We start from the raw sequence: 16,981 nt of genomic DNA on the forward strand, positions 1-16,981 counted from the left end.
CTCTTCCGCCGCCGGATGAAAAGCGGGCGTGCGGCTTCCGCCGCCGCCCGCTGCAAGTCCGGCCGGACGATCAGAGCATGCTGTCGATGAGGGCCGACATGGTGTCAACCGACATGGCTCCCGTATAACGCTTGCCGTTGATCAGGAACGTCGGCGTCGAATTGACGCCGAATTCCTTGGCACCCCGTTCGCGTACCGTGTTCACATCATCCAGAAGCTTCTGGTTCGTCAAGCACGCTTTGAAACTATCCTCGGTAAAACCGGCGAGCTTCGACATTTGCAGCAGCGCCGCGCGGCCGTCCTCGGCCGCCGCCCAGGTTTCCTGCTGCTTCATCAGCATGGCGATCATCGGGAAATACTGCTCCGGCGGCGCGCAGCGCGCCAGCATGAAGGCCGCCGCGGCGCGCGGGTCGAACGGAAATTCGCGCAGGATGAAACGCACCTTGCCGGAGTCGATGTATTTCTCCTTGATCGGCTCCAGCGTCTCATTGTGGAAGACGGCGCAATGCGGGCAGGTCGCCGACATATATTCGACGATGGTGACCGGCGCATCGTCCTGGCCGAGCGCCATTTCGGGCAAGGGTCCGGGCTTCAGCACCTCGGCCATGTCGACATTGCCGTCGGAAGCCGGCAATTCCGCGGCGCTCGCCGTCGAGGCCGTGGTCTCGGAGGACACCTGGCCGGCCTCGGGAGCCGCGGCGGTCTCCTTCGTCTCGTCGCTGCAAGCGGCCAGCGTCAGGGCGAGCGTTGCGACGGCGACGCCGGAGAAAAGGCGCTTCATGAGGCGCGGTTCGGAAGGGGACATGATCTCTCCTGTCGGAAGGAATGCAGGTTGTGGCGCGATCACCCGTTATACCCGCTTTCGGGCGGGAACAAGCATGGCCGCCGCCAGACACTTCAAAGAATTGTGACCGCACGATGGTTGCACGCGGGGCGATTGCGCAAGCAGCCTTCAACGCGGCGTTTTCCGCCGGCCGAGCACGCCCGTTCCGAGCCGGCGCAGAGCGGCCTTCAGCGCATCGCCCTCGATGCCGGAAACCAGATCGTCGAGATGGCGGGCGGCCTCGCCGGTCAGCGGGCGCGGCTTCGGGCGGTGGCGCTGCCCGGCCGTCACGGGTTTCTGCACGATGCGCAGCTGGCCGATCGCCGGAAATCCGAAAAACCCGTTGATGCGCTGGACGATCTCACCCTGCCTATGGCTGAGGAAGAGGGCGCGCGCGCCCTCGCAGGCGACGGTGAGGACGCCCGACTGATGGCCGCCGCCCTCGCCGGTCATCTCCGAGGCGCGGCGCGGCCAGGCGATGCGTTCCGGCCGGGTGCATTCGGCGAATTCCGCTCCCGCGATCTCCTCCCAGGAACCCAGCAGCATGGTGTTGATGCCGGCGCGCCGGGCCAGCACCGGATCGATGAGCGCGTTGGCCACTTCGCTGATCTGGACAATGCCGCGCCGGGACGTAGCTTTCATCGCGTCGTCTTTCGAACCTCTGTCTGCCGTTCTTCCGGCCGCGGCTTGAAGATCGCCGCCGGGTCGGCCAGTTATAGGACCGGATATTCCATCAGGCAAATCATGACCGCTACCCCTTCCGCCGAACGCCTTCTTTCCTGGTATGACCGGCATCACCGGGACCTGCCCTGGCGGGTGAGCCCGTCCATGGCGGCGCGCGGCGCGCGGGCCGACCCCTATCGGGTCTGGCTTTCCGAAGTGATGCTGCAACAGACCACCGTTCAGGCGGTGAAACGCTATTTCATCGCCTTCACCACGCGCTGGCCGACCGTTTTCGATCTTGCCCGCGCCGAAAGCGAGGAGGTGATGAAGGCCTGGGCGGGGCTCGGCTATTACGCCCGGGCGCGCAATCTCAAGAAATGCGCCGAGGCCGTCGCCTTCGAACATGGCGGCGTCTTCCCCGATACCGAGACGGCGCTGAAGGCGCTGCCGGGCATCGGCGACTATACGGCGGCGGCGATCGCCGCCATCGCCTTCGATCGGCAAAGCGCGGTGCTCGACGGCAATGTCGAGCGGGTCATCGCGCGGCTCCATGCGGTCGAGACGCCGCTTCCGGCCGCCAAACCCGCCATGCGCGCCCTCGTCGCGGCGATGACGCCGGCGTCACGGCCCGGTGATTTCGCTCAGGCGATGATGGATCTCGGCGCGACGATCTGCACGCCGCGGCGGCCCGCCTGCGCGCTCTGTCCGCTCAACACCGATTGCCGCGTGTCGGGCCGGCAGGACCCGGAGCTTTTCCCGCGCAAGGCGGAAAAGAAGGCCCGGCCGGTGCGCCTCGGCGCGGCCTTCGTCGCCGAGACCGCCGAGGGCGCGATCTATCTGCGCAAGCGCCGGGCAAGCGGCCTGCTCGGCGGCATGACGGAGGTCCCCGGCACCGGCTGGACCGCACGCCAGGACGGCGAAACCGGCGCAGAGGCCGCCCCCTTCCCGGCGGCCTGGCGGGCCTGCGGCGTCATCACCCATGTCTTCACCCATTTCGAACTGCGCCTGAGCGTCTATCACGCGCGCGCGCCGCAGGCCGCCCCGGACGGCGACGGCGATGGCGACGGCTGGTGGCAGCCGCGCGAGACGCTTTCCGGCGAGGCCTTGCCCACCGTCATGAAGAAGGCAATAAGGCAGGCTGTTCCCGAAGCATTTGTGAAAGCGAGGTTTCCATGAGCAATGTCGATATCCGGCACATCGTCTTCGACATCGGCAAGGTGCTGATCCATTACGATCCCCACCTGCCCTTCAGCCGGATCATCCCGGACACGGCGGAACGCGAATGGTTCTTCGCCAACCTCTGCACCCATGAGTGGAACATGGAGCAGGATCGCGGCCGCAGCTGGGAGGAAGCCGAGACGCTGCTGATCGCCGATCATCCGGAGCGCCAGGATCATATCCGCGCCTTCCGCAAGCACTGGCGCGAGATGGTGCCGCACGCCTATGACGACAGCGTCGCCATCATGACGGCGCTGATCGATGAGGGCCGCGACGTGACGATGCTGACGAATTTCGCCGCCGACACCTTCAGGGAAGCGCGGGTCATGTATCCCTTCCTCGAGCTGCCGCGCGGCGTGACGGTCTCCGGCGAAGTGAAGCTGATCAAGCCGGATCGCGCGATCTACGAAAAGCACGCCGGCGACTTCGATCTTGATCCCGCCCATACGCTGTTCATCGACGACACGCCGATAAACGTCGAGGCGGCGCGCGATGCCGGCTGGCAGGCCGTGCATTTTTCCGGCGCGGACAAACTGCGGAGCGATCTGGCCGCATACGGCCTGGCGATCTGACGCTTTCGCCCTCAAAACGAAACGCCCGGGGTCCGACGGACCCCGGGCGTTTTCGCATTTCCGGGACTGAAGGTACGAAAACCGGAAAGGCGATTTCAGCGCATCGACCCCGACCCCGCGCCTTGCGTGGCCGGCTGATGTCTCTGGACGAAAGACTAGGCCGGCGATGGTTAACATCGATTGAACGCGAGGCCCGCCGGACACGAATTTCCGGCCGACGCCGCAGCCCGGAAAACCGATGCGCAAACAGCCACAGCCCCCGGTGCAGGGACACCGGAGGCCGCGGCTGGAGAAAAGCGAAAGACAGGTCCGGCGGCCTATCCGAGGCCGGCCATATCGGCGCGCACGACGGCGCGCAGGTCATCGATCGGTTTCAGCGCCGTGCCGTCGGCATAGTGCCAGAAGGTCCAGCCGTTGCAGGCATCGAGACCCTGGAGCCTGGCGCCGAGGCGATGGATGGAGCCGGCCTCCGCGCCCGAGGCGAGCGTGCCGTCGGCGCGCACGATGGCGCTGTAGCGGCGGCGCGCGTCGGTCAGCACCGTTCCGGGCTTCAGGAGACCGCTTTCCACGAGCGTGTTGAAGGCGACGCGCGGCTCGGCCTTCTTGCCGCTCATCACCGAAAGCGTCGCGTTGCCGAGCGGTTCGACCGCATCGATACGCGCGCGGGCGGCGTCGATATAATCCTGCTCGCGCTCGATTCCGACGAAGCGGCGGCCAAGACGCTTCGCCACCGCGCCCGTGGTGCCGGACCCGAAGAACGGGTCGAGCACGATATCGCCGGGTTTCGTGGAGGCCATCAGGATACGGGCGAGCAGCGCTTCCGGCTTCTGCGTCGGATGGACCTTCTTGCCGTCCGGGCCTTTCAGCCGCTCGTTGCCGTTGCAGATCGGAAACAGCCAGTCGGAGCGCATCTGGACGTCGTCGTTGGCAGCCTTCATCGCGTCGTAGTTGAAGGTATAGCCCTTGGCCTTGGGATCGCGGCTCGCCCAGATCAGCGTTTCATGGGCGTTCTGGAAGCGGCGGCCTTTGAAGTTCGGCATCGGGTTGGATTTGCGCCAGACGATGTCGTTGAGGATCCAGAAATCGAGATCCTGCAACGTCGCGCCGACACGGAAGATATTGTGGTAGGAGCCGATCACCCAGATGGTGCCCGTCGGCTTCAGCACGCGGCGGCAGGCCAGCAGCCAGGCGCGGGTGAAGGCGTCATAGGCCGCAAAGGAGGCGAACTGGTCCCATGCGTCGTCGACGGCGTCGACCAGCGACTGGTCGGGCCGGTGCAGCGTGCCGCCCAGCTGAAGATTATAGGGCGGATCGGCAAAGATCACGTCGACGGACTTGTTCGGCAGGGCTTCCAGCGCCGCGACGCAATCCCCCTTGATGATGGTGTCCAGCCAGCGGGCCTGGCGAGGCGCACGCGCGACGTCTGCAAGCGAAAGAACAGATGGCATTTGATACTCGCTGATACGCTTACTCGGAACTTCGATGCGCTCATGGTTACCGAAGATGGTTACCAAAGCCTGAAAGCCCGGCAAAAAAGATCGCCACGCGACCTTCCTGCGAAACACCGCGCATGGCTCGTCTTCGCAAACGGCAATTGTCCCCGGCGCCCCCTTCGTGTAGGGAACCCCCCGGCTTTACGGGCGCGGTCGCCCTTTGGAAAGACGGCAGGGACATGGACGGTTTCGATCTCATCATCTTCGACTGCGACGGGGTTCTCGTCGATTCGGAAATCATCGCGGCGGAAGTGGAATCGCGGCTTCTGACCGGAGCCGGCTATCCGATCGGCGTCGAGGAGATGGGCGAGCGCTTCTCCGGCATGACCTGGCACAATATCCTGCTGACCATCGAACGGGAGGCGGCGATCCCCCTTTCCGCCTCGCTGCTCGACCAGTCGGAAAAGCTGCTCGACGCGCGGCTCGCCGCCGAGGTCGAGGCGATCGACGGCGTCAAGGCGGCGCTGTCGCGGCTGCGCAAGCCCTATTGCGTCTGCTCCAATTCCTCCTCCGACCGGCTGGCGATGATGCTCGGCAAGGTCGGGCTCCGGGAGGTCTTCGCGCCGCATATCTATTCGGCCAAGGATCTCGGCCCGGACCGCGTGAAGCCGAAGCCGGACATCTTCCTGCACGGCGCAAGGCAGTTCAACGCCAATCCGGCCAACACGCTGGTGGTCGAGGATTCCGTGCACGGCATCCATGGCGCGCGCGCCGCCGGCATGCGCGTCGTCGGCTTCACCGGCGCGTCGCACAGCTATCCCTCCCATGCCGACCAGTTGACCGAAGCGGGTGCGGAAACGGTGATTTCGCGCATGAGCGAGCTGCCGGACGTCATCGCCGCGCTGGCCGAATGGCAGGACGCGATCTGACACGGCGATCCCGTCGAACGGAAAAGACCGCGGCAACGATCGTTCCGCGGTCTTTTTTCCTGTCTGCGGCCGGGGCGGCCTATTTCGTGTTGTAGGGACCCTCGTCGAAGCCGACATAGACCTTCACGAAGCCGCCGGAACCGCCCGGCAGATCGACATTGGCCTGCGTGAAAATGAACTGGCCGGTGCCGGAATCGGCCGGGATCGTCACCTCGAACTGGACGAGTTGCGAATAGAGCGTCTGGGCGCCATCGGTGGCGGCCACGCGGATCGGCAACTTGACGGTCTGCGGCGAGCCGGCCGGCCCGGTCACGATGCGGCCCTGCGCCATCACGGTCATGCGCAGCCCGTTCTCGCTCAGCACGCATTGGCGCGTGGTGTCGGCAAGCGTCGCCTGATAGAGCAGGTTTTCCGCGTCCTCCTTCGCGCGGCCGGCATATTTGCGATGGACGGCGGTGCCCTCGCGCAGATAGACCGGCGGGCAGGCTCCCTGGATGACCGCCGTCTGCTGTTGCTGGCCGGCGGCCGGGCGGGCGCCATCCGATGCCGTCACACCGAGATCGGCGGCACTGTCCGTCTGGTTGCAGCCGGCGGCGAGGACGAGGAGGGAGACGCCGGCGAAGCGGCGGATGATCGTTCCAAACACGTTACTGTAACCCCTGCGACTCTGAGGCCCGCCCTGACGGACCGGCGGCCTTTCGGAACTCTCCTTGCGGGTCTTTTCACGACCCCCGGCGATGGTCTATAGCAGCGGCGCGGCGAAAAATCGATTGTCGAATGACGCCGCCGGCACAATTTCGGATACGCCCCGGCAGGCGGCCTACCCCTGCCCCCATCGCAAGGACGTATGGATATGGACTATGTTTCGACGCGGGGCGAGGCCCCCTCCCTCGGGTTTTCCGACGCGCTTCTGGCGGGCCTTGCACGCGACGGCGGGCTTTATGTGCCGCGCGAATGGCCGGTCTTCTCGAAGAAGGACATCCGGCGGCTGCGCGGAAAATCCTATCAGGAAATCGCCTTCACCGTCCTCCTCCCCTTCGTCGAGGGCGACATTCCGGCCGACCGCTTCCGCACGATGATCGACGAGGCCTATGCGACCTTCCGCCATCCGGCCGTCGCCCCCCTCGTCCAGACCGGCGCGAATGCCTTCGTGCTGGAGCTTTTCCACGGCACCACGCTTGCCTTCAAGGACGTGGCGATGCAGCTTCTCGCCCGGCTGATGGACCATGCGCTCGCCGCCCGCAACGCGCGCGCGACCATCGTCGGCGCCACCTCGGGCGACACCGGCGGCGCGGCGATCGACGCCTTCGCCGGACGCGAACGCACCGACATCTTCATTCTCTTTCCGGAAGGCAAGGTTTCGCCGGTGCAGCAGCGCCAGATGACCACCTCGCCGGAGAAGAACGTCCACGCACTGGCGATCCGGGGCAATTTCGACGATTGCCAGGATCTCGTGAAGGCGATGTTCAATCACACGGGCTTCCGCGACCGGATGAAGCTTTCCGGCGTCAACTCGATCAACTGGGCGCGCATCATGGCCCAGATCGTCTATTACTTCACCAGCGCCGTGGCGCTCGGCGGGCCGGACCGGAAGGTCTCCTTCACCGTGCCGACCGGCAACTTCGGCGATATTTTCGCCGGCTACGCCGCCAGGCGCATGGGGTTGCCGATCGACAAGCTGGTGATCGCCACCAATGAGAACGACATTCTCGCCCGCACGCTGAAGACCGGCCGCTACGAGATGAAGGAGGTCAAGGCCACCACCTCGCCCTCCATGGATATCCAGATCTCCTCCAATTTCGAACGCCTGCTGTTCGAGGCCCACGATCGCGACGCGGACGCCGTGCGGCGCGCCATGGCGAGCCTCCGGCAATCCGGCAGCTTCGACATCGGGGAAGGCGCGCTGAAAGCGATCCGCAAGGATTTCCGCGCCGGCCGCGCCTCGGAGCGTCAGGTGGCGCAGACGATCCGCACGACGCTTGCCGAAACCGGGTATCTGCTCGATCCGCATTCGGCCGTCGGCGTCTTCGTGGCGGCCAGGCACCAGAAGCCGCTGGCGCCCATGGTGACGCTCGCCACCGCGCATCCGGCGAAATTCCCCGCCGCGGTAAAATCCGCCAGCGGTATTGACCCCGCGCTTCCGGCGTGGCTTGCTGGAATGATGCAAAGGGAGGAGCGCTTCGACATCCTGGACGCCGATCTCGACAAAGTGGAAACCTTCATCGGCGACCGCGCCCGGATCCGGGATTAGCGAAACGCAGAAAGTGCGGATGATGACAGTTGACTGCACCCGGCTTGCGTCCGGGTTGACCGTGGTGACCCAATCGATGCCCCATCTGGAGAGCGTGGCTCTCGGCGTGTGGATCAAATCCGGGTCGCGCAACGAAACCACGGACGAGCATGGCATCGCCCATCTTCTCGAGCATATGGCCTTCAAGGGCACCGGCCGCCGCTCCGCCCGGCAGATCGCCGAGGAGATCGAGAACGTCGGCGGCGAGGTCAATGCCGCCACCTCCACGGAAACCACCTCCTATTACGCCCGCGTCCTCAAGGACCATACCTCGCTCGCCGTCGACATCCTCGCCGACATCCTCACGGAATCGGCCTTCGACGAGGAAGAGCTGAGGCGGGAAAAACAGGTCATCCTGCAAGAGATCGGCGCGGCCAACGACACGCCCGACGACGTGGTCTTCGACCGGTTCTCCGAAGTCGCCTATCGCGACCAGATCATCGGCCGGGCCATTCTCGGCACGCCGGAAACCGTGCTCTCCTTCTCGCCGGGCGAGATCCGCACCTATCTCGACCGCAATTACACCACCGACCGCATGTTCGTCGTGGCGGCCGGCGCGGTCGATCATGACGAATTCGTGCGCGAGGTGGAAAGCCGTTTCTCGACGCTGCCGACCGCACCGGGCACGCCGCCGAGCTTCGAGGCCGCGACCTATACCGGCGGCGACGTGCGCGAGACGCGCGACCTGATGGATGCACAGGTGCTGCTCGGCTTCGAAGGCAAGGCCTATCACGCCCGCGACTTCTACTGTTCGCAGATCCTCGCCAATATCCTCGGCGGCGGCATGTCCTCGCGGCTCTTCCAGGAAGTGCGCGAGCATCGCGGCCTGTGCTATTCCATCTACGCCTTCCACTGGGGCTTTTCCGATACCGGCATCTTCGGCATCCATGCCGCGACCGGCGGCGAGAACCTGCCGGAGCTGATGCCGGTCATCTTCCAGGAGCTGCGCCGCGCCTCCGAAGAGATCGACCAGCAGGAAATCGAGCGCGCGCGCGCGCAGATCCGCGCGCAGCTGCTGATGGGGCAGGAAAGCCCGGCCGCCCGCGCCGGCCAGATCGCCCGGCAGATGATGCTCTACGGACGCCCCATCCCCAACGAGGAGATGATGGAGCGCCTCGAAGGCATCACCATCTCCAGGCTCACCGACCTTGCCGGCCGGCTGTTCTTCGACACGGTTCCCACCCTGTCGGCCATCGGCCCCGTGGAACGGCTCATTCCGACCACCGACATCACCCGCTCCCTTTCGCGCCAGCCGGCGCGGCAGCAGCGCGCGGCAAGCTGAACGCCCGCAACGCCCAGGCCGGCATTTGACGCCGGCGGGACGGCGGCCTAGTCTTTTCCGGGACGCCGGCGCGGCGTTCCGGCATCATCATCTCCGCGCGGAGGCACGCATGACACGGTCGGTCTTTCGGTTCCTGTCGCGGCAGTCCGATTCCGTCGAGCTTGCCGGCCCGCGCCATCTTCTCCGTCTTCCCCGTTTCCAGGATTACCGGCAGTGGCATGCGCTGCGCAGCGAAAGCCGCGCCTTCCTCGAGCCCTGGGAGCCGCGCTGGCGGGCCGACGACCTGTCCGAAAGCGCCTTCCGCGCCCGTGTGGTCCGTAACGAACAGGAATACGCCTCGGGCCAGGCCGTGCCGCTCCTAATCTTCTCCCGGCCGGACGAATGCCTGCTCGGCGGGATCACCATCGGCTATATCCGGCGCGGCGCGGCGCAATGCGGCATGATCGGGTACTGGATGGGCGAGCGGCATGCCGGCCAGGGACACATGTTTTCCGCCCTCAATCTGGTCATACCCCATATCTTTTCACGCCTTCAGTTGCACCGTATCGAGGCAGCCTGTATTCCAGACAACGCAAGAAGCATCCGTCTCCTTGAAAAGGCCGGCTTTCAACGGGAAGGCTACCTCAGGGAATACTTGAAGATAAACGGGGAGTGGCGCGACCATCTGATGTATTCGCTTCTGGCCACCGATCGGCGGCCCCAGGTAGTAAGCAGCCGGACGGAAACGGCCGGCACCGCGTGAAGGCGGCGAAGACAGAAGGGATAGAGCGGCAGCCCGGCCTTGCGCCGGATAGCCGCCGCTCTGGCAAGAACGGCCGCGCTCTGCTGGGGCAACCAGGGATCATGCAGTTTCCATGACGTCTTCTTTCACGCCGCAAGGGCTTCGGGCCAACCGTCTTATCGCCTTCCTGCTGCTTGCGGCCGTCCTGTTCGTCACTGGCCTGGCGGGACAGGCCGACGCCATGGAGCCGGTGCGCATTTCCCGCGACGACACCGCGCTCGACCTGACCGCCACGACGGAGATCTACAGCGGCAGGGGCGAAGCCTTCCAGGTCTCCACAGCGCCCGGCACCGACGGCATCGTGCGGCGCATCGAGGTTCGCGCCACCTCCGAGCAGCATCAGGGCGACTGGGCCGTCTTCGCGCTCGCCAACGTCTCCGACGAACAGATCGACCGACTGATCGTCGCGCCGCATTTCCGGCTGGTGCAATCCAAGCTGTTCTGGCCGGACCTCGGCTCCAAGCGCATCTACTCGATCACCCCGAGCGAGGGTTTCGCGCTCGACCGGCAACAAAGCGACGAGGCCGACGTCTTCCGGATCACGCTCAATCCCGGCTCGGTCGTCACCTTCGTCGCCGAACTGGCGACACCCGAGCTGCCGCAGATCTATCTCTGGGAACCGGACGCCTACAAGGACACGGTCAACGCCTTCACCCTCTATCGCGGCATCGTGCTCGGCATCGCCGGCCTGCTTGCCGTCTTCCTCACGATCCTCTTCGTGGTCAAGGGCACCTCGATGCTGCCGGCCACCGCCGCGCTCGCCTGGGCGGTGCTCGGCTATATCTGCGTCGATTTCGGCTTCCTGTCGAAGCTCATCAGCATCACCGCAGGCGACGAACGCATCTGGCGGGCGGGAACGGAGGTGTTCCTCGCCGCCGGCCTCGTCGTCTTTCTCTTCACCTATCTCAATCTCAATCGCTGGCACGCCCATCTTTCCTATGCGACGCTCGCCTGGATTCTCGGCCTCGGCCTGCTGTTCGGCGTGGCGATCTACGATCCCCCGATCGCCTCGGGCATCGCCCGGCTTTCCTTCGCGCTCACCGGCACCGTCGGCATCGCGCTCATCGCCTATCTCGGCTTCAACCGCTACGACCGCGCGATCCTGCTGGTGCCGGCCTGGGCGCTGATCCTCGTCTGGCTGTTCGGCGCCTGGCTGACGGTGACGGGCCAGCTCAACAACGACATCATCCAGCCGGCGCTCGGCGGCGGCCTGGTGCTGATCGTGCTCCTCATCGGCTTCACGGTGATGCAGCACGCCTTCGCCGGCGGCGCCTATAGCCAGGGCCTGTTTTCCGACCTCGAACGCCAGTCGCTGGCGCTCACCGGTTGCGGCGACATCGTCTGGGACTGGGACGTGGCGCGCGACCGGGTCGTCACCATTCCCGACATCTCCATCCAGCTCGGCCTTGCCCCCGGGGTCATGCACGGACCGGCCCGCAACTGGCTGCCGCGTCTCCACCCCGACGACCGCGACCGTTTCCGCGCCACGCTCGACGTGCTGCTCGAACATCGCAAGGGGCGGCTCAACCACCAGTTCCGGGTGCGCGCCGAAGACGGGCATTATCACTGGCTGTCGATCCGGGCCCGGCCGGTGCTGGGCGCCAACGGCGAGATCATCCGCTGCGTCGGCACGATCATCGACATCACGGAGCAGCGCAATTCCGTCGACCGGCTGCTCCAGGACGCGCTGCACGACAATCTTACCGGCCTTCCCAACCATCAGGTCTTCCTCGACCGCTTGCAGGCGATCCTGTCGCTGACGGAGAGCGCGCAGGAGGTCCGTCCGACCGTCCTGACCATCGACATCGATCGCTTCAAGCAGGTCAACGACGCGCTCGGCATCGCCGCCGGCGACAATATCCTGATCGCCCTCACCCGCCGGCTGCGCCGCCTCCTGAAGCCGCAGGATACGCTGGCGCGGCTTTCCGGCGACCAGTTCGGCCTCATCCTGATGTCCGAGCGCGATCCGACCAAGGTGGCGGACTTCGCCGACGCCGTCAGCAAGGCGATCATGCTGCCGATCAATTTCGGCGGCCGCGAAATCATCCTCACCGCCTCCATCGGCCTCGTCTCCTGGGTCGACCAGCAGCAGGACGCCGGCGGCCTGCTCAACGACGCGGAACTGGCCATGTATCGGGCCAAGAAGGCCGGCGGCAATCGCGTGGAGCCTTTCCGCCCGGCGTTCCGCACCTTCGGCGCCGATCGCCTCCAGATCGAGACGGATCTGCGCCGCGCCATCGAACGCAAGGAACTGTCCCTCGTCTATCAGCCCATCGTCAGGCTACAGGATGCCGAAATCGCCGGCTTCGAGGCGCTGATGCGCTGGGATCATCCCAAGCGCGGCAATATTCCGCCGTCCGAATTCATCCCCATCGCCGAAAGCTCCGATCTCATCGGACAGCTCGGGCTCTTCGCCTTCGACCGGGCGGCAAGCGATCTCATGGACTGGCAGATCCAGACGGGCGACCTTCCGGTCTTCGTTTCCGTCAACCTGTCGAGCGCCCAGCTGCTCAACAACGAACTCTATAACGACGTGCGCGCCGTTCTCGCCAAGACGCGCTGCCCGGCCAGGAAACTGAAGCTGGAACTGACCGAATCCGTCGTCATGGAAAACCCGGAACAGGCGCGGCTCATCCTCACCAAGCTGAAGGAGAGCGGCCTCGGGCTGGCGCTCGACGATTTCGGCACCGGTCATTCCTCACTCGCCTATCTCACCCGGTTCCCCTTCGACATGATCAAGATCGACAAGGCGCTGGTGCGCAATGCATCCGACAAGCGCACCGTGCTGCTGCGATCCGTCATCTCGATGACCCGGGATCTGGACATGCAGGTGGTGGCGGAGGGCATCGAGTCCGAGGAGGAGGCCATCGAACTCGGCGGCATGGGCTGCGACTATGGCCAGAGCTATCTGTTCGGCCCGCCGATCGGCTGCGAATCCGTGCAGCGCCTGCTCAAGGAGCGCTTTCCGCTGATGAAGCGCGCCTGAGGCAACGAAAACACCCGCACCGGCCTTTGCCGATGCGGGCGTAAATCCCGGCGGTCTTCCGCCGCCTTCACGCCACGTGGAGCCTGCCGGCCCCCGTCCATCGCTTCCGGCTTACAGGCGGTCGACCGCGCCTTTCACGGCATCCTTCGCCTTGCCGACAGCCTTCTGGGTCTTGCCCTTGGCTTCCTGGCCGGCGCCTTCGGCGCGCAGCTTCGGATTGTCGGTGGCCTTGCCCACCGCCTTCTTGGCCTTGCCGGCCATCTCGTTGGCGGCGCCCTTTACCTTGTCGCTCGTGCTTCCCATTTCGGTCCACTCCGTTGTTGACGACATGATCGTTCATGCCCGCCATCAACGGGGCGAAGCGGCAGATGTTCCGGAGACAGGAAAAAATCCGCTTCAGGCGTGGCCGGCGTCCGCCGACAGCATGCCGGGGGAAATTCCCATCAGCGCCAGCGCGCGCTCGTATTTTTCCTCAAGATTGGTATCGAAGATCAATTCTTCCTGGGCGGGGCAGCTGAGCCAGCCGTTCGCCCCGATCTCGCTTTCGATCTGCCCAGCGCTCCAGCCGGCATAGCCGAGCATCATCATGCCCTGACGCGGGCCGTCGCCGCGGGAAATGGCCTTGACGATATCGAGCGTCGCCGTCAGGCAAATATCGTCGCTGACCGGGATGCTCGATTCCGACATGTAGTCGTCGGAATGCAGCACGAAGCCGCGGCCGCTTTCGACCGGACCGCCGCTGCGGATGGGAAATTCCCGCGTCTCGCCGGGAAGCCGGATCAGTTCGTCCTCCTCAAGGAGCTGAAGATGCAGGAGAACGTCGGAAAAACTCAATTGCTGCGGCCGGTTGATGACGAAACCCATGGCCCCGTCCGCCGAATGGGCGCAGATATAGACCACCGTCCGGGCAAAATTGGAGTCGGCCATATTCGGCATGGCGATCAGGAAATGACCGTCAAGAAAACCGCGTTCCCGTTTGTTTTTCAGCACCGAAATCGTCATAGCCCCATCAGCCTATCAATTCGCAGCCAAATGAAAAGCGTCAATTTCGCCTTGCCGCCCGTCGCGGCGGCGATCAAGCATTTATGATCGCAGCAGGACGAGGGAGGTCTGGAAAGCAATCGCCGGCAGCGCTAGACCAAAGGGCATGAAGTGCCGCACTCTCCTTGCCACCGCCCTCCTGTCCCTCCTGGCGCTGCCGCTGCCGGCGGCGCTCGCCGCAAGCTCCGACTGGACACGGACACCCGGCGGCGATCTGCGCCTCGTGGCGCTGCCGCCCGATCGCGACGGCGCCGTGCGGGCTGTCCTCGACATTCGCCTCAACGCGGGCTGGACCACCTATTGGCGCGATCCCGGCGGCGCAGGCGTGCCTCCGTCGCTGACCGTCAGCGGCGCGACGCTGGAGACGATCGGCTTTCCCGTGCCGAAGCGGCTCGGCACCGACGACCTGCACTACGCCGGCTATGACGCGCCGGTCGGCCTGCCGCTTCGGCTGCGGGCCGCCACCGGACCGATCACCGCCGCCGTTTTTCTCGGCGTGTGCAAGGAAATCTGCATTCCGGTCCAGACGGAACTGACCGTCGATCCCGGCCGCGAACGTTCCGCCGATCCGCTGGAGGAAACCATCGTCGCCGCCGCGGAGGCAGCCCTGCCCGCCGCCGCTTCCGCCGGGCTCGAACCGGTCTCCGGGCGGTGGTCGGCGGACGGCAAGACACTTTTCGTCCGTTTTCGCGCACCGGCGGGAACGCCGCCGCCGGAGGTCTATGTCTCCGGCCCCGCCGGCGTACAGTTCGGCCTTGCCGAAGCCATGACCCGAAAGGGCGACGGCTATCTGGCCGAAGTGCCCGTGCTTTTCCGGTCGAAGCACGCCGATCTTTCGCGCACGCCGCTCCTGCTGGCGCTGCGCGCCGGCGCACGCACGATGGAAGCCCCCCTTCCCCTCGAATAGGGACCGGCGGAAAACGAGGCTTCCGCCTCGCAGTTCCCGGGCGGAAAACCGCTTCGCACTTTTCCTGGAACCGGTTTATCTCACGCAGTTCCCGGGCGGAAAACCGCTTCGCACTTTTCCTGGAACTGCTTATAGTCCGCCGGACTCAAGACAGGGAGATACCCATGACCATTGCCGTTGGAGACACGCTGCCCGAACTGACGCTCAAGGAGCGCACGCCGGACGGCCCGGCCGACATCACCACCGCGGACCTCTTCAAGGGCAAGCGCATCGTTCTGTTCGCCGTGCCGGGGGCCTTCACGCCCACCTGCTCGCTCAACCACCTTCCCGGCTATCTGGAAAACCGCGATGCGATCCTCGGACGGGGCGTGGACGACATCGTCGTCGTCGCCGTCAACGACCATCACGTCATGGGCGCCTGGGCGAAGTCGACCGGCGCGGCCGGCAAGCTGCGCTTCGTTTCCGACTGGGATGCGGCGTTCACCCGGGCGCTTGGCCTCGACGTCGACCTTTCCGCCGGCGGCCTCGGCCTGCGCTCCAGGCGCTATTCCATGCTGGTGGAAGACGGTGTGGTGAAGACGCTCAACATCGAGGAAAGCCCCGGACAGGCGACCGTTTCCGCCGCCGCCACGATGATCGGACAACTCTGAGCGACCGCTCGCACGCGCCCGCCGATCAGCGCGGCGCGTGCTCCTCCCCGCGCCAGCCGTCCAGATAGCTGACGCTCTCCACCCCGGTGAATTTCGCCATGCGGGCAAGCTCCGCCTCCAGCCGCGCCATGCGGCCGGCCGAGGCCCTCACCTTCGGCTCCCACCACAGCCGCCTGACGGCGAGCGTTCCGGCCCGGCGATCCGCCTTCATGTCGATACGCCCGACAAGCCGGTCGCCTTCCAGCAGCGGAAAGACATAATAGCCATATTGCCGTTGCGGGCCGGGCACGAAAATCTCGATACGGTAGGAGAAGCCGAACAGCCGCTCGGTGCGGTTGCGGTCGCGGATCAGTGGATCGAAGGGCGAGAGCACGCGAAGCCGGGCGGGCGGCGCGGGCGCCTCGCCGAAAACCTCCGGAAAGCCGGCAAACGCATGCGCGGCGCGCGGCCTGCCGCCATCGGCCGGCGAAACGAGGACGGGACGCAGTTCCGCACGGTGGGCCTCCACCCAGGCCCGCGCCTCGCCGGGCGTCACCAGATCCCAGAAGGCGGCGATCTCGCCATGGGTGGCGAAGCCCAGCCGCTCCAGCGCGCTGCGGCAGGCCCAGTCTATGAATCCGTCATGCCCGACATCCGGCGCATGATGGCGGGCCGGCAGCACGCGCTCCGTCAGATCGTAGACCTTCTGGAAATTCTCCCGCCGGGCGATCGCCACCTTGCCGGTGCGCCAGAGATATTCGAGCGCCGTCTTGTTGGGATGCCAGTTCCACCATCCGCCGGATTGATGCCCGGCCGCCTTGAGGTCGCGCGACAGCACCGCGCCGCCGTTCCTGATGCGCTCGAACGTTTCGTCGAAGGCCGACTCGAAACCCTCGCCGCGCCATTTGCGCCAGCGCTCGACGATCGCCGCCTCCTCGCGGCGGAAGCGGTGTTTCCAGTAACGGAAGAACGCGCTCGGAATGATCGACGCGTCATGCGTCCAGTTCTCGAAGAGATCGCCGTCGACCTCCAGCAGTTCGGCCAGATGCGCGCGGCGATAGGTCTGGTTGCGCGAAAACAGGATCTGGTGATGCGCCCGCTCGACAGTGGCGATACTGTCCACCTGCACGAAGCCGATGTCATGGATGAGACGCAGCAGGCCCGCCTTGTCGAGAGCCCCGCCGGGCGGCGCACTCAATCCCTGCCGGGCGAGGAAGATACGGCGGGCTTCGGCATTGGACAAAAGAATCGTCATCCCGGATGATAGGCATATATTCTTGTTTTGTTCCAGAGCTGCCGGCATCCCGCTCGCCCTTTTTCGGGCGGCAGGCGAACGCGGCCGAAGAAGGGCTGCCGGAAGCGCCGCGCAGAAAACCGCTTCACACCCTTCGCGCATTTGCTCTATAGCTCCCCCACCCTCTTAACCG

16 protein-coding genes are annotated in these 16,981 nt (G+C 65.6%); 9 read left to right on the top strand and 7 right to left on the bottom strand.

Features of this window, described 5'->3' with window-relative positions; all coding sequences use genetic code 11:
• Positions 1–70: 70 nt before the first annotated feature.
• Complete coding sequence (locus tag KYK29_RS19670) at positions 71–805, bottom strand: DsbA family protein (RefSeq protein WP_254692601.1); 735 nt, start codon at positions 803–805, stop codon at positions 71–73.
• Between the two features lie 147 nt (positions 806–952).
• On the bottom strand, positions 953–1,465 hold the full coding sequence (locus tag KYK29_RS19675; RefSeq protein WP_254692602.1) for a DUF721 domain-containing protein: 513 nt from the start codon (positions 1,463–1,465) through the stop codon (positions 953–955).
• Between the two features lie 102 nt (positions 1,466–1,567).
• On the opposite strand from KYK29_RS19675, the gene mutY reads away from it, so the two are divergent.
• Both mutY and KYK29_RS19685 read left to right on the top strand, forming a co-directional pair.
• Positions 1,568–2,662, top strand: a complete 1,095-nt coding sequence (mutY, locus tag KYK29_RS19680; protein ID WP_254692603.1) for an A/G-specific adenine glycosylase — start codon at positions 1,568–1,570, stop codon at positions 2,660–2,662.
• On the top strand, positions 2,659–3,276 hold the full coding sequence (locus tag KYK29_RS19685) for an HAD family hydrolase (RefSeq protein WP_254692604.1): 618 nt from the start codon (positions 2,659–2,661) through the stop codon (positions 3,274–3,276). Before mutY ends, KYK29_RS19685 begins: the two co-directional genes overlap by 4 nt.
• A gap of 317 nt (positions 3,277–3,593) precedes the next feature.
• On the opposite strand, the gene KYK29_RS19690 is transcribed toward KYK29_RS19685, so the two are convergent.
• Entirely contained in the window at positions 3,594–4,724 is a 1,131-nt protein-coding gene (locus KYK29_RS19690; protein WP_254692605.1) for a site-specific DNA-methyltransferase, read from the bottom strand.
• Between the two features lie 224 nt (positions 4,725–4,948).
• Between KYK29_RS19690 and KYK29_RS19695 the strand changes: the two genes are divergently transcribed.
• Positions 4,949–5,638 (top strand): HAD family hydrolase, encoded by a 690-nt coding sequence (locus KYK29_RS19695; protein WP_254692606.1) that lies wholly within the window; start codon positions 4,949–4,951, stop codon positions 5,636–5,638.
• A 79-nt stretch (positions 5,639–5,717) separates the two neighbouring features.
• Here the strand turns inward: KYK29_RS19695 and KYK29_RS19700 are convergent, their stop codons facing one another.
• On the bottom strand, positions 5,718–6,284 hold the full coding sequence (locus tag KYK29_RS19700) for a hypothetical protein (RefSeq protein WP_254692607.1): 567 nt from the start codon (positions 6,282–6,284) through the stop codon (positions 5,718–5,720).
• Between the two features lie 207 nt (positions 6,285–6,491).
• On the opposite strand from KYK29_RS19700, the gene thrC reads away from it, so the two are divergent.
• From thrC to KYK29_RS19720, 4 genes are all read left to right on the top strand, one after another.
• Complete coding sequence (gene thrC / locus KYK29_RS19705; RefSeq protein ID WP_254692608.1) at positions 6,492–7,889, top strand: threonine synthase; 1,398 nt, start codon at positions 6,492–6,494, stop codon at positions 7,887–7,889.
• A 22-nt stretch (positions 7,890–7,911) separates the two neighbouring features.
• On the top strand, positions 7,912–9,210 hold the full coding sequence (locus tag KYK29_RS19710) for a M16 family metallopeptidase (RefSeq protein WP_254692661.1): 1,299 nt from the start codon (positions 7,912–7,914) through the stop codon (positions 9,208–9,210).
• Positions 9,211–9,319: 109 nt separating this feature from the next.
• Positions 9,320–9,952 carry a GNAT family N-acetyltransferase gene (locus KYK29_RS19715; protein WP_254692609.1) on the top strand — a complete coding sequence of 211 codons (633 nt, stop codon included), beginning with the start codon at positions 9,320–9,322 and terminating at the stop codon, positions 9,950–9,952.
• Between the two features lie 112 nt (positions 9,953–10,064).
• Positions 10,065–12,977, top strand: coding sequence for an EAL domain-containing protein (locus KYK29_RS19720; RefSeq protein ID WP_254692610.1), 2,913 nt, complete (start codon positions 10,065–10,067; stop codon positions 12,975–12,977).
• 111 nt (positions 12,978–13,088) lie between these two features.
• On the opposite strand, the gene KYK29_RS19725 is transcribed toward KYK29_RS19720, so the two are convergent.
• Both KYK29_RS19725 and KYK29_RS19730 read right to left on the bottom strand, forming a co-directional pair.
• Positions 13,089–13,280, bottom strand: a complete 192-nt coding sequence (locus KYK29_RS19725; protein ID WP_254692611.1) for a CsbD family protein — start codon at positions 13,278–13,280, stop codon at positions 13,089–13,091.
• A gap of 93 nt (positions 13,281–13,373) precedes the next feature.
• A complete protein-coding gene (locus tag KYK29_RS19730; RefSeq protein ID WP_254692612.1) occupies positions 13,374–13,979 on the bottom strand; it encodes a YqgE/AlgH family protein in 606 nt (201 codons plus the stop codon).
• A 145-nt stretch (positions 13,980–14,124) separates the two neighbouring features.
• On the opposite strand from KYK29_RS19730, the gene KYK29_RS19735 reads away from it, so the two are divergent.
• Together KYK29_RS19735 and KYK29_RS19740 are read left to right on the top strand one after the other, a co-directional pair.
• Positions 14,125–14,925, top strand: a complete 801-nt coding sequence (locus KYK29_RS19735; RefSeq protein ID WP_254692613.1) for a protein-disulfide reductase DsbD domain-containing protein — start codon at positions 14,125–14,127, stop codon at positions 14,923–14,925.
• 164 nt (positions 14,926–15,089) lie between these two features.
• Complete coding sequence (locus KYK29_RS19740) at positions 15,090–15,575, top strand: peroxiredoxin (RefSeq protein WP_254692614.1); 486 nt, start codon at positions 15,090–15,092, stop codon at positions 15,573–15,575.
• Positions 15,576–15,600: 25 nt separating this feature from the next.
• On the opposite strand, the gene KYK29_RS19745 is transcribed toward KYK29_RS19740, so the two are convergent.
• Entirely contained in the window at positions 15,601–16,809 is a 1,209-nt protein-coding gene (locus KYK29_RS19745) for a winged helix-turn-helix domain-containing protein (RefSeq protein WP_254692615.1), read from the bottom strand.
• Between the last annotated feature and the right edge of the window lie 172 nt (positions 16,810–16,981).

The sequence above is a fragment of the Shinella daejeonensis genome, from assembly GCF_024281235.1.
Classification (GTDB): Bacteria; Pseudomonadota; Alphaproteobacteria; order Rhizobiales; family Rhizobiaceae; genus Shinella; species Shinella daejeonensis.

Bases quoted from the DNA above. Each gene is read 5' to 3' on its own strand.
- KYK29_RS19670 (WP_254692601.1), bottom strand. From the start codon at position 805: ATGTCCCCTTCCGAACCGCGCCTCATGAAGCGCCTTTTCTCCGGCGTC.
- KYK29_RS19675 (WP_254692602.1), bottom strand. From the start codon at position 1,465: ATGAAAGCTACGTCCCGGCGCGGCATTGTCCAGATCAGCGAAGTGGCC.
- mutY (WP_254692603.1), top strand. From the start codon at position 1,568: ATGACCGCTACCCCTTCCGCCGAACGCCTTCTTTCCTGGTATGACCGG.
- KYK29_RS19685 (WP_254692604.1), top strand. From the start codon at position 2,659: ATGAGCAATGTCGATATCCGGCACATCGTCTTCGACATCGGCAAGGTG.
- KYK29_RS19690 (WP_254692605.1), bottom strand. From the start codon at position 4,724: ATGCCATCTGTTCTTTCGCTTGCAGACGTCGCGCGTGCGCCTCGCCAG.
- KYK29_RS19695 (WP_254692606.1), top strand. From the start codon at position 4,949: ATGGACGGTTTCGATCTCATCATCTTCGACTGCGACGGGGTTCTCGTC.
- thrC (WP_254692608.1), top strand. From the start codon at position 6,492: ATGGACTATGTTTCGACGCGGGGCGAGGCCCCCTCCCTCGGGTTTTCC.
- KYK29_RS19710 (WP_254692661.1), top strand. From the start codon at position 7,912: ATGACAGTTGACTGCACCCGGCTTGCGTCCGGGTTGACCGTGGTGACC.
- KYK29_RS19715 (WP_254692609.1), top strand. From the start codon at position 9,320: ATGACACGGTCGGTCTTTCGGTTCCTGTCGCGGCAGTCCGATTCCGTC.
- KYK29_RS19720 (WP_254692610.1), top strand. From the start codon at position 10,065: ATGACGTCTTCTTTCACGCCGCAAGGGCTTCGGGCCAACCGTCTTATC.
- KYK29_RS19725 (WP_254692611.1), bottom strand. From the start codon at position 13,280: ATGGGAAGCACGAGCGACAAGGTAAAGGGCGCCGCCAACGAGATGGCC.
- KYK29_RS19730 (WP_254692612.1), bottom strand. From the start codon at position 13,979: ATGACGATTTCGGTGCTGAAAAACAAACGGGAACGCGGTTTTCTTGAC.
- KYK29_RS19735 (WP_254692613.1), top strand. From the start codon at position 14,125: ATGAAGTGCCGCACTCTCCTTGCCACCGCCCTCCTGTCCCTCCTGGCG.
- KYK29_RS19740 (WP_254692614.1), top strand. From the start codon at position 15,090: ATGACCATTGCCGTTGGAGACACGCTGCCCGAACTGACGCTCAAGGAG.
- KYK29_RS19745 (WP_254692615.1), bottom strand. From the start codon at position 16,809: ATGACGATTCTTTTGTCCAATGCCGAAGCCCGCCGTATCTTCCTCGCC.